The sequence below is a fragment of the Pseudomonas marginalis genome (genome assembly GCF_900105325.1).
Lineage (GTDB): Bacteria > Pseudomonadota > Gammaproteobacteria > Pseudomonadales > Pseudomonadaceae > Aquipseudomonas > Aquipseudomonas marginalis.
In genome coordinates, this window is record NZ_FNSU01000004.1 from 603,051 (window position 1) to 617,738 (window position 14,688).

General features: G+C 61.7%; 17 protein-coding genes. 6 read left to right on the top strand and 11 right to left on the bottom strand.

Going from position 1 to position 14,688, the window contains the following annotated elements:
• Window positions 1-87: 87 nt before the first annotated feature.
• From BLW22_RS33275 to BLW22_RS33295, 5 genes are all read right to left on the bottom strand, one after another.
• On the bottom strand, window positions 88-489 hold the full coding sequence (locus tag BLW22_RS33275; protein ID WP_074848634.1) for a DUF2946 domain-containing protein: 402 nt from the start codon (window positions 487-489) through the stop codon (window positions 88-90).
• Between the two features lie 11 nt (window positions 490-500).
• Window positions 501-983 carry a copper chaperone PCu(A)C gene (locus BLW22_RS33280; RefSeq protein WP_074848636.1) on the bottom strand — a complete coding sequence of 161 codons (483 nt, stop codon included), beginning with the start codon at window positions 981-983 and terminating at the stop codon, window positions 501-503.
• A gap of 47 nt (window positions 984-1,030) precedes the next feature.
• Window positions 1,031-1,426: a DUF2946 domain-containing protein gene (locus BLW22_RS33285; protein ID WP_074848638.1), complete on the bottom strand. Its 396-nt coding sequence runs from the start codon at window positions 1,424-1,426 to the stop codon at window positions 1,031-1,033.
• 97 nt (window positions 1,427-1,523) lie between these two features.
• Window positions 1,524-1,811, bottom strand: a complete 288-nt coding sequence (locus BLW22_RS33290; RefSeq protein WP_074848640.1) for an addiction module antidote protein — start codon at window positions 1,809-1,811, stop codon at window positions 1,524-1,526.
• Window positions 1,812-1,814: 3 nt separating this feature from the next.
• Window positions 1,815-2,117, bottom strand: a complete 303-nt coding sequence (locus BLW22_RS33295) for a type II toxin-antitoxin system RelE/ParE family toxin (protein WP_074848642.1) — start codon at window positions 2,115-2,117, stop codon at window positions 1,815-1,817.
• A 518-nt stretch (window positions 2,118-2,635) separates the two neighbouring features.
• Here BLW22_RS33295 and BLW22_RS33300 point away from each other — a divergent pair.
• Window positions 2,636-2,887 (top strand): DUF6124 family protein, encoded by a 252-nt coding sequence (locus BLW22_RS33300; protein WP_027607743.1) that lies wholly within the window; start codon window positions 2,636-2,638, stop codon window positions 2,885-2,887.
• Between the two features lie 58 nt (window positions 2,888-2,945).
• Here the strand turns inward: BLW22_RS33300 and BLW22_RS33305 are convergent, their stop codons facing one another.
• From BLW22_RS33305 to cbiE, 4 genes are all read right to left on the bottom strand, one after another.
• Complete coding sequence (locus BLW22_RS33305) at window positions 2,946-3,434, bottom strand: PIN domain-containing protein (RefSeq protein WP_027607744.1); 489 nt, start codon at window positions 3,432-3,434, stop codon at window positions 2,946-2,948.
• Window positions 3,431-3,709, bottom strand: a complete 279-nt coding sequence (locus tag BLW22_RS33310; RefSeq protein ID WP_065925573.1) for a hypothetical protein — start codon at window positions 3,707-3,709, stop codon at window positions 3,431-3,433. The genes BLW22_RS33305 and BLW22_RS33310 overlap by 4 nt, the downstream gene beginning before the upstream one ends.
• A 128-nt stretch (window positions 3,710-3,837) precedes the next feature.
• Window positions 3,838-4,563: a cobalt-precorrin-6A reductase gene (locus BLW22_RS33315; protein ID WP_065925572.1), complete on the bottom strand. Its 726-nt coding sequence runs from the start codon at window positions 4,561-4,563 to the stop codon at window positions 3,838-3,840.
• A complete protein-coding gene (gene cbiE / locus BLW22_RS33320; RefSeq protein ID WP_074848644.1) occupies window positions 4,560-5,765 on the bottom strand; it encodes a precorrin-6y C5,15-methyltransferase (decarboxylating) subunit CbiE in 1,206 nt (401 codons plus the stop codon). Before cbiE ends, BLW22_RS33315 begins: the two co-directional genes overlap by 4 nt.
• Window positions 5,766-5,803: 38 nt before the next feature.
• Here cbiE and cobG point away from each other — a divergent pair, with 38 nt between their 5' ends.
• The 5 genes from cobG to BLW22_RS33345 all read left to right on the top strand — a co-directional run bounded on the left by cobG (window position 5,804) and on the right by BLW22_RS33345 (window position 11,154).
• Window positions 5,804-7,150 carry a precorrin-3B synthase gene (gene cobG, locus BLW22_RS33325; RefSeq protein ID WP_074848646.1) on the top strand — a complete coding sequence of 449 codons (1,347 nt, stop codon included), beginning with the start codon at window positions 5,804-5,806 and terminating at the stop codon, window positions 7,148-7,150.
• The gene (locus tag BLW22_RS33330; RefSeq protein WP_065925569.1) at window positions 7,143-7,769 is read left to right on the top strand and encodes a precorrin-8X methylmutase; all 627 of its coding nucleotides are present in this window, start codon (window positions 7,143-7,145) and stop codon (window positions 7,767-7,769) included. The genes cobG and BLW22_RS33330 overlap by 8 nt, the downstream gene beginning before the upstream one ends.
• Complete coding sequence (locus BLW22_RS33335; protein ID WP_065925568.1) at window positions 7,769-8,500, top strand: precorrin-2 C(20)-methyltransferase; 732 nt, start codon at window positions 7,769-7,771, stop codon at window positions 8,498-8,500. Before BLW22_RS33330 ends, BLW22_RS33335 begins: the two co-directional genes overlap by 1 nt.
• A complete protein-coding gene (gene cobJ / locus BLW22_RS33340) occupies window positions 8,500-10,137 on the top strand; it encodes a precorrin-3B C(17)-methyltransferase (RefSeq protein WP_074848648.1) in 1,638 nt (545 codons plus the stop codon). The genes BLW22_RS33335 and cobJ overlap by 1 nt, the downstream gene beginning before the upstream one ends.
• Window positions 10,138-10,374: 237 nt before the next feature.
• A complete protein-coding gene (locus BLW22_RS33345) occupies window positions 10,375-11,154 on the top strand; it encodes a hypothetical protein (RefSeq protein WP_065925566.1) in 780 nt (259 codons plus the stop codon).
• Here the strand turns inward: BLW22_RS33345 and BLW22_RS33350 are convergent.
• Window positions 11,151-11,747: a MarC family protein gene (locus BLW22_RS33350; RefSeq protein WP_003217330.1), complete on the bottom strand. Its 597-nt coding sequence runs from the start codon at window positions 11,745-11,747 to the stop codon at window positions 11,151-11,153. The two genes, BLW22_RS33345 and BLW22_RS33350, sit on opposite strands and share 4 nt — an antisense overlap.
• 147 nt (window positions 11,748-11,894) lie before the next feature.
• Window positions 11,895-14,666, bottom strand: a complete 2,772-nt coding sequence (locus BLW22_RS33355; RefSeq protein WP_027607753.1) for a hybrid sensor histidine kinase/response regulator — start codon at window positions 14,664-14,666, stop codon at window positions 11,895-11,897.
• Between the last annotated feature and the right edge of the window lie 22 nt (window positions 14,667-14,688).

Genomic DNA, 14,688 nt, shown 5'->3' on the forward strand with positions numbered 1-14,688 from the left:
TTCCATCAATCAATCGTAAACAACACGGCCAGCAGCCTGCGGCTGTCTGTCTAAAGTCGGCCGAGGTGAAGTAACGGTGGCAGGGGCTTACGAGGCGATGGGCGGGGCGCGGCTGCGGGCGCCGGGGAAGACGCTCTGCCGGGCATGGCCCAGGCGCGGTGCGGGGGTAAGGGCATTGGCCGGCGGCGGGCTGCCGATGGCCACGAATGACACGCTGCCGGGCAGGGCCGGGCAACTGTAGAGCAAGTCGCAATAGCCGCACTTGGACCAGAGCGCGTGGTGTTCGTCAGGGGCTTTCTTGTGATGGGCGTCGCCGTGGTCGCCGGGCATGTCCATGGACATGTTCATCGACATACCGGCGTGATGATCCATCGGCATCGCTTGGGAAATCAGCGGACCGATAAAGATCATCAGCATGGCGAACAGGCTGATCCAACTGCCGCGCTTCACGCGGCGGTGTGGGGATAGCCTGGCGCGAGGGGCGCCCATCTGGAGTCAGTCTATTGAGGGTGCTTGTGCTCGTGGCCGACCATCGGCGGTACTTTCTGTACCGAGACTTCCACCTCGACCTTGCCGGCTTTTTCAAAGGTCAGGGTCAGCGGGAATTGCTTGCCATCGGCCAGCAGGCTGCGGTCCTTGAGGCCCAGCAACATGACGTGATACGCCATGGGCGCGAAGGTCAAGTCACCCTTGGCCGGTACGGCAACGCTGGGGACTTGCTGCATCTTCATCAAGTCGCCCTGCATCACATGCTCATGCAGCTCGGCCTTATCGGCCACTGGCGTGTCGACACTGAGCAGGCGATCCGGTGTCGCACCGGTGTTATGAATCACGAAATACGCGGCGACGGTGGGCGCGTTGGGCGGCAATTCCTGGGACCAGGGATCGCTGACCAGCAGGTCGCCGGCCTTGTAGTCTTCGGCATTGGCAGCACTGAACACCGGCAGCAGCAACGCAGCCAGAAGCAGGGAAGATTTAAGCATGGCAGTTCTCCAGAACGGTTCTAAACGCAGTTCACTTGCGAAGAAGATCAGGCCGTCGGAGAGGCGCGGGGGTTAAGGCTCGGCCATTGCTGGCGCGGGGTTGGGGTTTGCAATGGTGTGTGTGGTTGACGCTGTACCGTCTCGAATCGCGTGAGATACAACTGCGGCACATGCCCCGGCAACGCCACCAACGGCGCCGAGCCCGAGCAACACCAGCAATGCTGCATGGTGGAATGATCGTCCGGCTGCGGCGCCGGAATCTCCAGCTTGCCCAGGGCAATGGTCTTCAGGCTGGCGCCATTGGACGAACAGAAACTGCCCCACAGTAATTGCTGCACGGGGTCCTTGGACTGCTGTATCGCGCTGGCCATTGGCATGGCAAAGGCGTTGAACAGCACTGCAAGGCAGGCGATCCAGGCAATTGCAACGCGTTGACGGGCCATGGCGGACAATCCGTAGGGTTAAACGATCAGGCGGGTATTTAGCCTGATCGGGGGGGATAAGTAAAAAGTGGTGGTGTGGTTTGGTGTCGCAGTGCTATCAGATCGCTGTAGCGTGAAGCTTGAGGCCCAACGCCTTCATGACTTTCATGATAGTCGCGAACTCGGGATTGCCAGTGCTGGAGAGGGCTTTGTATAGACTTTCTCTTCCGAGGCCGGCGTCGCGAGCAATTTGGGTCATGCCTTGGGCGCGGGCGATGTTGTTGAGCGCTGAACGAATCAGCAATCCGTCACCAGAATCCTCTTCGAAAGAAGCTTCGAGATACTCCGCCATGTCCTCAGGAGTCGTCAGATGCTCGGCTATGTCGAAATCTTTAAATTGAGTCATGGGTCACTCCTTTTTCTCAAATTCTTCGGCAATTTCTTTAGCTCGCTCGATGTCGCGTTTTTGCGTTGATTTATCGCCACCTATCAACAGTAGATAAACCACCTCACCTATACGCTTGAAGTACACCCGGTATCCAGGACCATAGTGGATGCGCATTTCGGATACGCCATTTCCGACGTTTTCGCAGTCTCCAAAATTGCCCATTCTTGCGTTGTCCAATCTTGTAAGCACACGTCCATGGACGGGTTTACTGCGTAGCGAATAAAGCCATTCCTGAAACTCATCAGATCTCTTGAAGTGAATCACCTCGGATCGTATTCCTTGGGATACATGTTGGCAAGTTTCGACGCGCTGCAAAAAGCAGGCGTCCCCCTCGCGGATGGCTGACGCGAAACCGCGAGGGGGGAGGTTAGGGCGGGGGCTTTTGGCTGAGCCAGCCAGCTTGTTCGGAAGTATTTGTAGGGGCATTCGCCTTTCGACGGTCAAGCCTGATAGATGGATGTCCGGTTGGCTATTCGTCTAAAAAGAAATTTCCGACAAGCCTTTGAGGTTGTCCCTAGGACGCTTGATCTCTAGTCTCCGTGCACCGCTGCCAACGCGGCGGACGGGCGTCGCGGCCCGGGTTTTCTAAGAGCAAAAGCGCTATCGCCTGCTTTCAGTTGATGCTTTTTTATCGTCTACTGTGCGGCTAAATGGTGGCTGTGCGCGGGATACCTTCGGGTATGCCGGGATGCCTTAGACCGGTCCGCGAACCTGCGTACAGCTGCCACCCTATCGCGTCGCGGCGAATCAGTGGCAGCTCCACCTTTCTAAGGAGCTTCACAATGATCAAACCCACCCCAAATCCCCCCGTTCGGCTCTTCACCGTGGCCGATGGCATCAGCACCGAAGACCTGCTGGTCAACCTCAGTGAAACACTTGCTTCGGCCAACGCGCTGAGTTGCGACCTTGCCTTTAACCTGGAAGGCGCACCACGCGAGGAATTACTGGGCGTTGCGCAGTTGATCGAGCTGGCACAATTGCTCGCTGACAGGGTGCACGAAGGCGCAGGGCAGGCAACCGCCGCGAGTAGTTAACAAGTTCGATGAGCGATCGTTCCTGCGCATATGTGTGGGAATGATCGTGTGGCAGGTCTTAGACCTCCCAGCTGGCTTCCCGTATATGATTGAAGTTGACGACATCTACGCAGTGCTGATGAGCAAACCCAGCGACTCTGAGATCGTCAGTCAAAACCAGATAGTTATCTTTTGCTGCGGCAACAATGCCAACGTCGGTAAGGCCGTAGGGTGACAGCTCATAATCGCGACTTATATCCAAGGCTGGATGATGGACTTCGATTATTGTTGATAGTGAGTTTTTTAACGTTGCATAAAAATCGCGCAGCTTGTTTCCATGAAGTCCATTTGTCAGGTTGCTGACTTCAGCGAGAATGTGAGGGGTTGAAACAAGTTTTTCGAACTGGTCAATCACTTTGAGCAAAAGTTGATAGTCTGCATCGCTGTAGCCGCGTGTTCTCTTGAACTCCACGATGCTGGACGTTCCTCCTATCAGTGCCAGAAGCAGCAAGTTAGTATCAACGATGATTCCTTTTCTTCGGTATTGCTTGATGTAGGCTTCGATCATACTTCGCGGATCTTCATGGAGCGGAACTCGCCAGTCTCCGAGTCGATGATGAATGTTTTGTATTTTCTTGCATGCATTTGTCCGGCTAAAGATGCGCCTAGCCTTTCATAGTTATTAGGGTTGGGGACATTGAAGCCCAGTGTTATTGCCCAGGTTTTATTGTCTGGGTCTAACTCTACTTCCTCAAGCATCAGGTCTTGTAGTGCTGTTTCTTGCCCGAGAAAGTCGTTTGCGACCGCCTTGGCGACTTGTACGGCTTCTTTAACTTCTATCATGTCAGCTCCTGAATACCGTTGGGCCTGGCTTGAACTGTTCCTGGAGTTTAGCACTTCGTGTTGTGGGTTCATCGCCGTCCCTTGAGGTAACAAAATAGATTGGATAGAGGGTGGCGGATGATCCTGATCTATCGAATGAAATCTGCCAACGAATCGATTGTTTCTGCGGGCGACAAAAGCTCCCGATCCACCGCCGCCAATACCGGCCGCTTCAACACCAACACCGGCACCCCCCGTTCCCGCGCCACTTCCAGCTTCGGCTCAGTGGCGGTGCTGCCACTGTTCTTGCTGATCAGCACATCAATCCCCCGCCGTTCAAACAGCGAGCGTTCGTCTTCGATCAGAAACGGCCCGCGCGCGCCGATCACTTCACACCGCTCATTGCCCGGATACACATCCAGCGCGCGCAACGTCCAGAACTGCTCGGCGGGGATTTCGTCGAGATGCTGCAATGGCTCGCGACCCAAGGTGAACAGCGGACGCTTGAAGGGTTTCAAGGCGTCGATCAATTCAGCCCAGTCACTGACCTCCCGCCAGTCATCGCCGGCCTGCGGCTGCCACGCCGGTCGGCGCAACGCCCAGCAGGGGACACCGCACAACTGCGCCGCCAGCGCGGCGTTCTGGCTGATCTGCGCCGCATACGGATGGGTCGCATCGAGGATCAGGCTGATCTGTTCGTCGCGAACAAACTGCGCCAACCCTTCGGCGCCGCCATAACCGCCGACACGCACTTGGCAGGTAAGATCGGTAGGCACACGCCCCACACCCGCCAGGCTGTAGATATGCTCCGGCCCCAAGGTGCGCGCGATAGCCAGCGCTTCGGTCACACCGCCCAGCAGCAGGATGCGTTTCATCGCGGCTTGACCACTTCCAGCAGGGTGATTGGAAGCGCCTGCCGCCACGTATCGAACTCACCCAGTGGCTGGGCCTGAGCGACGTGGATGCGCGTCAGTTCGCCGCCATGCGCCGCGCGCCAGTTCATCAAGGTCATTTCACTTTGCAGGGTGACGGCATTGGCCACCAACCGACCGCCGGGGCGCAGGTGTTGCCAACAGGTGTCGAGCACACCGTCGCGGGTGACGCCGCCGCCGATGAAGATGGCGTCGGGAGCTGTAAGGCCGTGCAACGCTTCCGGGGCTTTGCCACGAATCAACTGCAAACCGGGCACGCCGAGGGCGTCGCGATTGTGTTCAATAAGGCTCTGGCGGCCTTCGTCTGCTTCAATTGCCAATGCTCGGCAGCTCGGATGGGCGCGCATCCATTCGATACCGATGGAGCCGCTGCCCGCACCCACGTCCCACAGCAGTTCGCCGGGCATCGGGGCGAGGCGGGCGAGGGTCATGGCGCGCACATCGCGTTTGGTCAGTTGGCCGTCGTGCTGGAAGGCGGAATCGGGCAAGCCAGCGAGGCGCGACAGACGTGGTGTGTCGCTGGAGGCCAGGCAGTCGATGGCGACCAGGTTCAAATCGGCGACACAGGCGTGCTGCCAATCCTCAGCCAAACCGTCGATGCGCCGCTCATTCGCGCTGCCCAGGTGTTCAAATACTGTCAATCGGCTGGGCCCAAACCCGGATTCAGCCAACAACGCAGCAATCAACGCGGGACTGCCGCCGTCATTACTCAGTACCAATAAACGCACACCTGTGGCCAGATGCGCATTGATCGCCGCCACTGGCCGTGCCACTACGGACAGCGTCACCACCTCCTGCAACGGCCAGCCCAGCCGCGCCGCCGCCAACGACACCGACGACGGCGCCGGTAAAACCAGCAGTTCTTCAGCCGCCACCTGTCGCGCCAGGCTGGCCCCCACGCCATAAAACATCGGGTCACCACTGGCCAGCACGCACACAGGCTCGTCACGCCGCGCCAGTACCGGTTCCAGGGAGAACGGGCTCGGCCACACCTGGCGCTCACCGCGAATACACACCGGCAACAGGTCCAACTGGCGCTGGCCACCTATAATCCGCGAAGCGCGCAACAGGGCATGCCGGGCATTCCTGCCCAGCCCCTTGAAGCCGTCTTCACCGATGCCTACAACCGTCAGCCAGGGCGACATATCAATTCCTTGAGCGACATCCGACGGGCAGGCTTTTCATGCCGCCGGACAAAGCAGGCATAATACCGCGCCTTTACCCGTCAACCGGTAGCCCCGTGAACCCAACGCCCGCTGTGAATACCTTGCGCCCCTCGGCTTGTCCGGGGTTGCTGCGTATCGTCCAGGCGTTGGATGGCGGCATCTGCCGGATCAAACTGGCCGGTGGCTCGATCAGCGCCGCCCAGGCCCGTGCCGTGGCGGACGCGGCCCAGGCCTATGCGGGCGGGGTGATCGAGGCGACCAACCGCGCCAACCTGCAGATACGTGGGATCGGTGCCGAGCAAGACGCCTTGATCGCCATGCTGCTGGCCGCCGATCTGGGCCCGAGTAACGCCGCTGGCGATGACGTGCGCAACCTGATGCTCAGCCCCAGCGCCGGTATCGACCCGCAGATGCTGTTCGACACCCGGCCGCTGGCCGAGCAGATCCTCGCCACCCTGCAAAACCGTCCGCGTTTCCATGAGCTGTCGGCCAAGTTCGCCGTGCAACTGGATGGCGGTGAGGCCCTGGCGATGCTCGAGCATCATCATGATCTGTGGCTGTCGGCGTTCGTACGCAATGGCGAGACACTCCTCGCGTTCGGCCTGGCAGGTTGTCCAGGATTGGATGCACCGTTGGCCGCCGTGCCGTTGGCACAGGGTCATGGGTTGGTGGTGGCAGTGCTGGAGGCGTTTCTTGACCTCGCCACCCCCGAGCAAACCCGCATGCGCCACCTGGCTGTGGATAAGTTGTTGAGCCGCCTCAGCCTGCCGCTGCTGCCGGCCGATGGCTTCAAACGCCCGCCCAGCGGCGCTTTGCTGCACCTCGGGAGTTATCCACAGGCTCAAAGCAATCAATTCTACGTCGCGGCCATCGCACCCTTGGGGCGCCTGGATTCGACGATGCTCACAGGCGTGGCGCAGCTCGCCAGCGAATATGGCGACGGCACCTTGCGCTTCACCCCCTGGCAAGGTGTGTTACTGCCCAACGTCGAAAAACCTCACGCCGTGACCCAACGCCTGGCGCAACTGGGCTTCCTCTGCACCGTCGACCAACCCTTGGCCCGCGTGATCGCCTGCACCGGTTCCAGCGGCTGCGCCAAAGCCCTCGCCGACACCAAGGCCGACGCCGTGCGCTTGGCCGCGCTGCATCCCGGCCATGACGTGCACCTGTCCGGCTGCCCACGTTCCTGCGCCGCCGCACATATCGCGCCGGTCACCTTGCTGGCGGTGAGCCCCGGCCACTACGACCTGTATTTTCGCGATGCAGCCCACCCCGGTTTCGGCCGGCTGCGCGCACGCACCCTTTCCATTGAAGCGGCGGGCGCCTTGCTGCGCGCTCACCCACGGAGCAACACCGATGATTGATTACATCCGCGACGGTCAGGAGATCTATCGCAACTCCTTCGCCATTATTCGCGCGGAAGCCAAGTTGGAGCGTATCCCGGCCGACCTGGAGAAACTCGCGGTGCGGGTGATCCATGCCTGCGGCATGGTCGAGGCCATCGACGGCCTGCAGTTCTCCGAAGGTGCGGGTAAGGCCGGGCGCGATGCGCTGGCCGCTGGCGCGCCGATTCTGTGTGATGCGCGGATGGTCTCCGAAGGCGTGACCCGTGCGCGCCTGCCCGCCAACAACCCGGTGATCTGCACCCTGCGCGACGACAGCGTGCCGGAGTTGGCGCGGGAGCTGGGCAATACCCGCTCCGCTGCGGCCCTGGAGCTGTGGCGTCCGCACCTGGAAGGTAGCGTGGTGGTAATCGGCAACGCGCCGACCGCGTTATTCTACCTGCTGGAAATGCTTGACGCGGGGGCACCGAAACCGGCGTTGATCCTCGGCTTCCCGGTCGGCTTTGTCGGCGCTGCCGAATCCAAGGCGATGCTGGCGGCGGACAGCCGTGGCGTACCGTTCGTGATCATGCAGGGCCGCCTGGGCGGCAGTGCCATGGCCGCGGCGGCGGTGAATGCGCTCGCCACGGAGGTCGAATAATGCCGGCACGCGGACGTTTGATCGGCCTGGGCGTCGGCCCCGGCGACCCGGAACTGATTACCCTCAAGGCCCTGCGCCTGCTGCGCGAATCGCCGGTGGTGGCCTATTTCGTGGCCAAGGGCAAGAAGGGTAACGCCTTCGGCATCATCGAAGACCACCTGGTGCCGCAACAAACCCTGATGCCGCTGGTGTACCCGGTAACCACCGAAGCGCTGCCGGCGCCGTTGTCCTATGAACAAGTGATCAGCGACTTCTACGACACCGCCAGTGTCGAGGTGGCCGTGCACCTGGACGCCGGTCGCGACGTGGCGGTGATCTGTGAAGGCGATCCGTTCTTCTACGGCTCCTATATGTATTTGCATGACCGCTTGGCCGAGCGCTACGAAGCCCAGGTTATCCCCGGTGTGTGCTCGATGCTTGGCGGCGCCTCGGTGCTGGGCGCGCCGTTGGTGTATCGCAACCAGAGCCTGTCGGTGCTGTCGGGCGTATTGCCCCACGAAGACCTCAAGCGCCGCCTGGCGGATGCTGACGCGGCGGTGATCATGAAGCTGGGGCGCAACTTCCCCAAGGTGCGCCAGGTACTCGAAGAACTTGGCCTGGCCGAGCGCGCGCTGTATGTGGAGCGCGCGACCATGGCCAACCAGAAAATCGTGGCGCTGGACCAGGTGGAGCCGATGTCTTCGCCGTACTTCTCGCTGATCATCGTGCCGGGTGAAAGGTGGCAAGGTTGATGAACCCGGCGATTGTCATTCTGGGCCAGGGCAGCCTGGCCACCGCGCGCAGGATCCAGCAGGTTTACCCTGGGGCACTGATCCACGGCCTGGCCGGGCGGGTTGAGGGGGCGGACCAGCCTTACGGCGAATTCGGCGCGACCCTGCGTCAGCTCTACCAGCAGGGCACGCCGCTGATCGCCCTGTGTGCCGCCGGCATCGTGATCCGCACCCTGGCGCCGCTGCTGCTGGAGAAAGGCGAAGAACCCGCCGTGCTGGCCGTGGCGGAAGATGGCAGCGCCGTGGTGCCGTTGCTCGGTGGTCTTGGCGGGGTGAACGTCATGGCACGGGACATCGCGGCGGCGCTGGGTGTCACTGCGGCGATCACCACCAGTGGCGAGTTGCGTTTCGGCACCTGCCTGCTCAACCCGCCTGCGGGTTATGAGCTGGCGGACCTGGAGCTGGGCAAGCGCTTCGTGTCCGACCTGCTGGCCGGCGAAAGCGTGCGCATCGAAGGCGCGGCGCCGTGGTTGGACCAGGCGAATTTGCCCCAGGACCAGCAAGCGCATCTAGCCATTCACGTGGGCAGTGCCGAGCGTGTGCCTTCCGCCAACGAGTTGCTGATCTATCCAAAGACGGTGTGCGTGACCTGCAAGCCGGGTACGCAGTTGGCCGAGCGTGTGCGCGCGGCCTTGCACGAGGCGGGCATTGCCGTGCAATCCCTGGCGTGCCTGTTGGCCAGCGATACGCAGATGGCTGACCCGTCGTTGCACGAAGCCGCGTCGGCGTTGGGCGTGCCGCTGCGCTTTGGCGGCGTTACCCAGGCTGCCGATATTGTCATCGAGGTGGCTGATCAACCGCTGGACCTGGCCCAGGTCGGCCGCCGCCGTGGCCGCCTTGCCGTGATTGGCCTGGGCCCTGGCGCCGCCGAGCTGATGGTGCCGGCGGTCAAGGCCGAACTGGCGCGCTGCACCGATGTGCTGGGCTATGAAACCTATGTGCGCATGGCCGGGCCGTTCCGTGACGATCAGGTACAGCATTGCACCGATAACCGCGAAGAGATGCAGCGCGCCCGCCACGCCTTCGAGCTGGCCGCCCAGGGGCGTTCGGTGGTGGTGGTGTCGTCCGGCGACCCGGGCGTCTTCGCCATGGCGGCGGCGGTGATCGAGGCGTTGCACGAGTCCGGCGATCCGGCGTGGCATCAGGTCGACCTGGAAATCCTGCCGGGGGTTTCGGCCTCCCTGGCCACCGCGGCCCAGGCCGGCGCGCCGTTGGGCCACGACTTTTGCGTGATGTCGCTGTCGGACAACCTCAAGCCCTGGTCGATCATCGAAAAGCGCCTGGACCTCGCGTCCCAGGCCGACCTGGCCCTGGCGTTCTACAACCCGATTTCGCGTTCGCGGCCTTGGCAGCTGGGGCGCGCCCTGGAAATAGTCGCGCAACACCGCACGCCTGAGACCCCGGTGGTGCTGGGTCGCGATATCGGTCGCCCCGGCCAGACCCTGCGCGTCACCACCCTCGGGCAACTCACGCCAGACCAGGTGGACATGCGCACCATGGTGCTGGTCGGCTCATCCACTACCTGCACATTCCCTCGCGCCGATGGCGGTGAATGGGTGTACACGCCGCGCTGGTACGGTGCAAAGCCTGCCTCCTGAAAACGCTTGGGTGGCTGCACGAAAGCTCCGAATGACAATGGGTGATCACCTGCTGTTGCTCGGGGCTTTTTCTTTTTTGAGTGACGAAAGCCGGAAGGCCCCGAGGGGCGCCCTGTCATTGCTGGGCAGCGTTTTTTGCCGCGTGCCGGCAAGCGATGTTTGTGGCATGGAAGAGCCGCCGCTGACTGGACTAGTGTGGACACAAGCCCCGAGCCGGGGTGTTTGTGGAGAACTGAAATGGAGCGACATCACAGAAGGATCAACAACACAAAACGGCGCAAGTTGATTGCGCGCTACACATTGCCGAGGGCGCGAGGTGCGCAGCCCTCATTGCCGCTTGACACGGAGGACGACTGCAACGCGGCGGTAGTCAACAACAGCGTGATTTCGTTTGCCGAGGGGCTGTCCGGGTTGAACCGGGAATACATCCGCAAAAGCTATCTGCTGGCCAGCGGCTACGTCAGCGATGTATTGAAGATCCAGCGAGGTACCGAGGCCTGGTACGACGAATTTATCAAGGTGATGATCAGCCTGGGCTGGCTGCCGGTGCGCAGCAGTTTCGAGCGGGTCTCACAGTCGGGCAAGGGCCTGACCGTGCAACTGGCGGCGTTGAATATCATCACCGCGATACTGGCGGGGGTGTCGGTTTCGGGACCGCTGGTTACGGCGCTGCCGAAACTGGCGGCCGATGCGCTGGAGGCACTGAAGCAGCAACCGAGTTCTTTCGAACTGTTCAAGCGCAACAGTACGGTGCACCAGGGCGGTGATTTCGGCCTGGCATCCTGCGCCGAAACCGACGGCGAATTGATGATGGTGCTGGTGACGTACAGCACCCAAGGCGTGAACAAACAGGTGGGGCTGCCGTTTCTGGAGTGGGACAGTTCCTCGTTCGAGGCCTTCAGCGGGCAGACCTGCCTGGTGCTGAATACCTCGATGGTCAACGAAAAAACCCTCCAACTGATGCGCGAGAGCGCGGGCGACAAGGTGCAGTCGGCGATTGCCAAATACCGGATCTAAGGCACCAGGTAGCCGCGCACCCCGGTAAAGATGATTTGCGCGGCGAGGGCACACACGAACAATCCCATCAACCGACTGACAATCTGCAGGCCCTGGTCACCGAGAATCCGTTCGATACGGTTGGACAGGTACAGCACCACACCGACCGTGAGGCTGGCCAGGGCGATGCTGAGGATGGCCGTGATCTTGTCATCCCAGTGCGGTTGGCTGACGCCCATGACCAACAGCGCACCGATGGTGCCGGGGCCGACCGTGAGGGGAATGGTCAGCGGCACGATGGTCACGTCCTGCTGCACATTGTCGGTCTGCACGGCCGACTTGCCCTGGGCCATGCCCAGGGCGGAGATAAACAGCACACTGCCGGCGCCGATGCGAAAGGCATCCACGGTGATGCCGAACACGCTGAAGATCACCCGGCCGAACAGGTAGAGCAACACGCTCGACACCAGGGTCGCCAGCGCTACTTTCCAGGCCAGGCGCCGCCGCTCTTTGCTCGAATAACCACGGGTCAGGCTGATAAAGCAGGACAGCACGAAGAACGGGCTGTAGAGCACCAGCATCTTCAGGTAAACGCTGAATAACACGTGGAGCATGGGGGGGCTCGCAGGCGGGGAAAGTGTGGAGAGTCTATCAGGCGCCAGAGATCAAATGTGGGAGGGGGCTCGCCCTAATGCCAGTCAGTTACAGTGTTCGCTCTTGACTGAAGCAAGCCCCCACCCACATTGGAATTGCATTTAAAGTCAGGACGGGGCGTGTTCAGGCCGTTGTTGACGCTGCGCCACCCAGAACTCCACCAGCTCACGCAATTGTGATAACTCCACCGGCTTGGCCATGTGCCCGTCCATCCCCGCCTGGCGTGCGCGTTCTTTGTGCTCCGAGAGGATATGCGCCGTGAGCGCTACCACGGGTGTGCGAATGCGCTGGTGGCTGACTTCCCACGCCCGCAGTTGCTGGGTAGCCGAGAAACCATCGAGAACCGGCATCTCACAGTCCATCAACACCAGGTCATAACGCTGGGCCTTCATCGCCTCGAGGGCTTCCTCACCGTTGCTGGCGGTATCCGGGTCGAGGTTGAGCTTGCCGAGCATGCCGCGAATCACTTTGGTGGAGATGCTGTTGTCTTCGGCCACCAGGATCCTGAAGTCGCTGGGCACGGTCACCGCCGCCGGGACGCTGAGGGGCGGACGGGGCTGCACGCCACCTTTGCTGCGTTGGGTCAACTCGTCGGCCAGGGTGGTCTTGAGGGTGTAACCGGCAACCGGCTTGGCGAGGATGCGCTTGATCCCGCAGTTACGCGCGATGATCTTGCTCGGCGCATTGCTGATGCCGGTGAGCATGATCAGCAGGATGTCGTGGTTCAGGCTCGGGTCTTCCTTGATCTTCGCCGCCAGTTGCATGCCGGTCATGCCGGGCATGTTCTGGTCCAGCAGCACCACATCGAAGTAATCGCGCAGGTGCGCCTTGGTGCGCAGCAAGGCCAAGGCCTCTTTACCCGACGGCACGGCGCTGACATTCAGGCCCCAGGCCGAGCATTGCTGCACCAACACTTTGCGGCACGTATCGTTGTCGTCCACCACCAGCACGCGCGCGCCTTTGAGCGGGCCGTCGAGGTCGGAGGTAGGGTGTTCCAGGCGTTCCGGGTCCAGCGGCAGGGTCAGCCATAACGTGCTGCCCTGATGGCTGCCGCTCTTGATGCCGAACTCACCGTTCATCAACAGGATCAGCTGGCGCGCGATCACCAGGCCCAGGTGGCCGCTCAAGCGGGTGGCCGAGAGGAAGTTCTTGCTGTGCAGTTCGCTGTGCAGCAGGGCCTCGCGTTCAGCGGCTTCCATTGGCAGGCCGCTGTCCTGCACGGCAATGCGCAGGCGCGGCTTGGTGCTGCGGTCATCCAGGGCGACGACGATCAGCACTTCGCCTTCGTCGGTTTTGTGCAGGGCGTTTTCCAGCAGGCTCAACAGCGCCTGGCGCAGGCGGGTCGGATCGCCGCTGATGACGCGGGGCACCTGTGGCTGGATGAAGCTGATCAACTCGACGTTCTGCTGCTCGGCCTTGGCGCGGAAGATGCTCAGGCAGTCTTCGATCAGCGCATTGAGGTCGAATTGCACGTCATCCAGCTCGATCTGCCCGGATTCGAGCTTGGAGATGTCGAGGATCTCGTTGATCAATGTCAGCAGCTCGTTACCGGCGCTGTGGATGGTTTGCACGTAGTCGCGCTGTTTCACCGACAGTGGCGTGCCCAGCAGCAGTTCGGTCATGCCCAGCACGCCGTTCATGGGGGTGCGGATTTCGTGGCTGATCTTGGCCAGGAATTCGGCCTTGGCGGCGATCTCGGCATTGCTGGCGGCCAGGTCGCGGCTGAGGCTGAAGCGGGCCTCGACAATCGCGCGCTGGCGCTCGCCCAGGGCCAGGCTCATCAACAGGCCGCTCAGGCAGATGAAGGCCAGCAATGTGACGATCAACCCCTGGGGCGACACCATCGTCAGCCCCAGCAAGGCCGGGAGAATGATCAGCGTGCCGATGTTGAACACCACCATGCCCGCCACGAACAAGCGCGCCGGGCGATAGCCTTTCTGCCAGTGATACGCCGAGACAAACAGCATGCTCAGGCCCGCCAGGGCCACCAGCGCGTAGGTGATGATGTTCAGCGGCAGGGTACTGACGAACAACAGCAGCAGGCCGCACAGCACGATAAACAGGATGTCGGCCATCAACAGCTTGTTCAGCGGGTGCGGACCCAGGGGCATGAAGAAGCGATAGGCAAACATCAGCCCGCAGGGCGCTGTCAGCAGCAGGGCCAGGTAGGCGCCCGGGGTCTGGACCGCGTGCCAGTTCGGCAGCCATGGGCCTACCAGGTTGAGCAGCAGCGCCAGGCTGAGCATCAGCAGCAGTTCGCAGGCCGCCAGCCACAGGCTGCTGCGCGAGCGGTGGTAAGCGAAGCGCGTGAGGTTGTGCAGGATCAGCATCAGCAGGCAGCCGAACAGCAGGCCGTAGATCAATGTCTGGGTCTGGTCGGCGGCGGCCAGCACGGCCGGTTCCAGGGTGATATAGGGGCGCAGTTCGTGCTCGGAAACCAGGCGCAGGTAGACGTCGAGGGTCTGTTGGCTCTGGGGCATCGGCAGCATGAAGTCGTTGCTGGGCAGCGGGCGTTCCGCCTGGGGCTGGCGGTTACCGCTGCTTTGTTGCTCGATCAGGGTGTCGCCGTCCAGCACATAGAGGCTCAGGTGCGCCAGGTCCGGGGCGAATACCCGCAGCACCTGCTCGTGCTTGCCGGGTTGCAGCTTGAAACGTACCCACAACGCACCGTCCGGTTCCGCGGCGGTAATGCGGTCCAGTTCGATGGGGCTGAATTGATTGGTGTAGCGCGAGGAACGGATGTCGCTCAGCTGCAGGTCGGCCTGTTCATCAAGCAATACTGCCCAGCCACTGCCTTGCGCGGCGGCCTGGGCCGGGAACAGGCAGAGCAGCGTCAGCAGACTGACAGTAAAACCTATGGCGATCCTGAGCCAGCGCACGGCGAAATCCCTTCGTAGGTTG